Here is a 1,943-nt window from a genome sequence, read left to right on the forward strand (position 1 = left end):
GGGCGTTGTTCACGATCTCGACAAGCCGCTGCTGTTGCTCTTCGTTGGTGGTGTAGGCCGCCTGCGCGACCGCGCCCATCAACTGAGCGACCGCGCTGCGCAGATTGGCGTGGCCCGGTTCGACGCTGTCGGCGATCTCCTCCCAGGGCGCGGTCTGGATCTTCTCCACCGCTGTGCGACCGTCGTCGGTGAGCTCGAAAAGCTTCTTGCTGCCGTCGCTTTCGGTCGCCGCGATCATGCCTTCATCGACGAGCAGTTGCAGCGTCGGGTACACCGATCCGGGGCTTGGCCGCCAGAGGTTCTGGCTGCGCTCGGCGATCTCCTGGATCATCTCGTAGCCGTGCATGGGCCGTTCGGCGAGCAGTTTGAGGATCGCCGCGCGAACGTCGCCGCGACGGCCGCGGCCTCGACCGCCACGTCGTCCGCCCGGACCGAAACCTCGGGGGCCGCCAGGGCCGAACCCGAACGCGCGGGGATCGAATCCGAACTCGAAACCGCCGCGGCCGCGACCGGGGCCGAAACCACCGAACGGACCGGGGAAGCCGGGCCCCGCGTCGGCGTGCCGGAGATGGTCTCGCAGGTGTTCGCGCATTTCTCGCCGGGCGTGCCGACGGTGGTCGTGCAGCGCACGACGGTCGAGGGGGGTGAAGCCGAAACCGCCTGGAGGCGGGGTGAATGGATTGGTCATGTCGTTCCTTTGATCGAGAGGAAGCACCGTCCGCGCTTCCGATGCGTTGACGATATATCGGAAACTATCGCGATGCAACGACGATCTAACGGTGCGGCGCATTGATCGACTCGATCACGTTGGGTAGCCGCAGCGTGCGTCGGTAGGTGCCGTCTCGCACTTCCTCGACACCGGGCACCGCACTGGCCGCCAGACGGCAACATCTTTGAGCCGCATGTCACCTACCACCGTGCCGACGCCGACGGCCAGTTGACAATCAACCGGCCGCTCGAGGTGCCAGCGCTCACGATGATGCACGACTTCGCCTTGACCGCTTCGCACGTGGTGTTCATGGACCTGCCGATCGTCTTCGACTTCGACATCGCGATGTCGGGTGATGACATGATGCCGTACCGCTGGAACGACGACTACGGTGCCCGGCTGGGTGTCCTGCAGCGCGACGACCCGTTCGGTGAGGTCAGATGGTTCGACATCGATCCCTGTTACGTCTTCCACGTCGCGAACGCCTACGAGACGAGCACAGCTGACGGCGATTCGATTGTGCTGCAAGCTGTCCGGTATCCCGAGCTGTGGCGCGGCACCGACGGTTTCGAGGCCGACGGGGTTCTGTGGGCGTGGACGATCGACCTGACGACCGGTGCGGTCACCGAGCGGCAACTCGACGACCGTGCGATCGAATTCCCGCGCATCGACGATCGGCTCGCGACGCTGCCCGCTCGGTATGCGGTCGCGGTCGGTGACCGGTCCCTGGTCCGCTACGACCTGACCACCGGTGTCGGAGTCGAGCGCGCGTTCGGGTCCGCCGACGCACCGGGCGGTCCGGGGGAGGCGGTGTTCGTTCCGTCGGCGGGGGCCACCGACGAGAGCAGCGGTTGGTACATGGCCTATGTCTACGATGCCGCCCGTAACGGCAGCGATCTCGTCATTCTCGACGCGTCGGACTTCGCGGGTCCGCCCGTCGCGAGAATCCAACTACCACAGCGTGTTCCGTACGGCTTCCACGGAAATTGGATCGCTTCCTGAGCGGCAGCGGCTGCACTCAGGGCCGATAGCCGGCGAGGAAGACGCGGGTGGCGGCGGCGGCGTAGCCGTCGACATCGATGCCCGCGAGCACCTCGGGCCCACCGCAGAACAGCGCCTGGTCGATGCACCTGCCTACGACGAGAAAGGCGAAATGCTCTGCGGCGGCCGCGGGTTGGGGAACAACCAGCAGCCCGCGATCGTTCAGCCGTGACAGGCAGTCGGCGAACTCTGC

Annotated in this window: 2 protein-coding genes and 1 pseudogene; 1 reads left to right on the top strand and 2 read right to left on the bottom strand. The window is 66.3% G+C overall.

Features of this window, described 5'->3' with window-relative positions:
• Positions 1-688 (bottom strand): PadR family transcriptional regulator (locus A5698_RS15450; RefSeq protein WP_068298477.1); only part of this gene is annotated, 688 nt, incomplete at its 3' end.
• A gap of 195 nt (positions 689-883) precedes the next feature.
• On the opposite strand from A5698_RS15450, the pseudogene A5698_RS15455 reads away from it, so the two are divergent.
• Positions 884-1,711 (top strand): annotated as a pseudogene (locus A5698_RS15455) (carotenoid oxygenase family protein); the annotation flags it as partial.
• 16 nt (positions 1,712-1,727) lie between these two features.
• On the opposite strand, the gene A5698_RS15460 reads toward A5698_RS15455, so the two are convergent.
• A partial coding sequence (locus tag A5698_RS15460) for a TetR/AcrR family transcriptional regulator C-terminal domain-containing protein (RefSeq protein WP_197506789.1) occupies positions 1,728-1,943 on the bottom strand: 216 nt, incomplete at its 5' end.

This window comes from Mycobacterium sp. E136, assembly GCF_001666865.1.
GTDB lineage: Bacteria > Actinomycetota > Actinomycetes > Mycobacteriales > Mycobacteriaceae > Mycobacterium.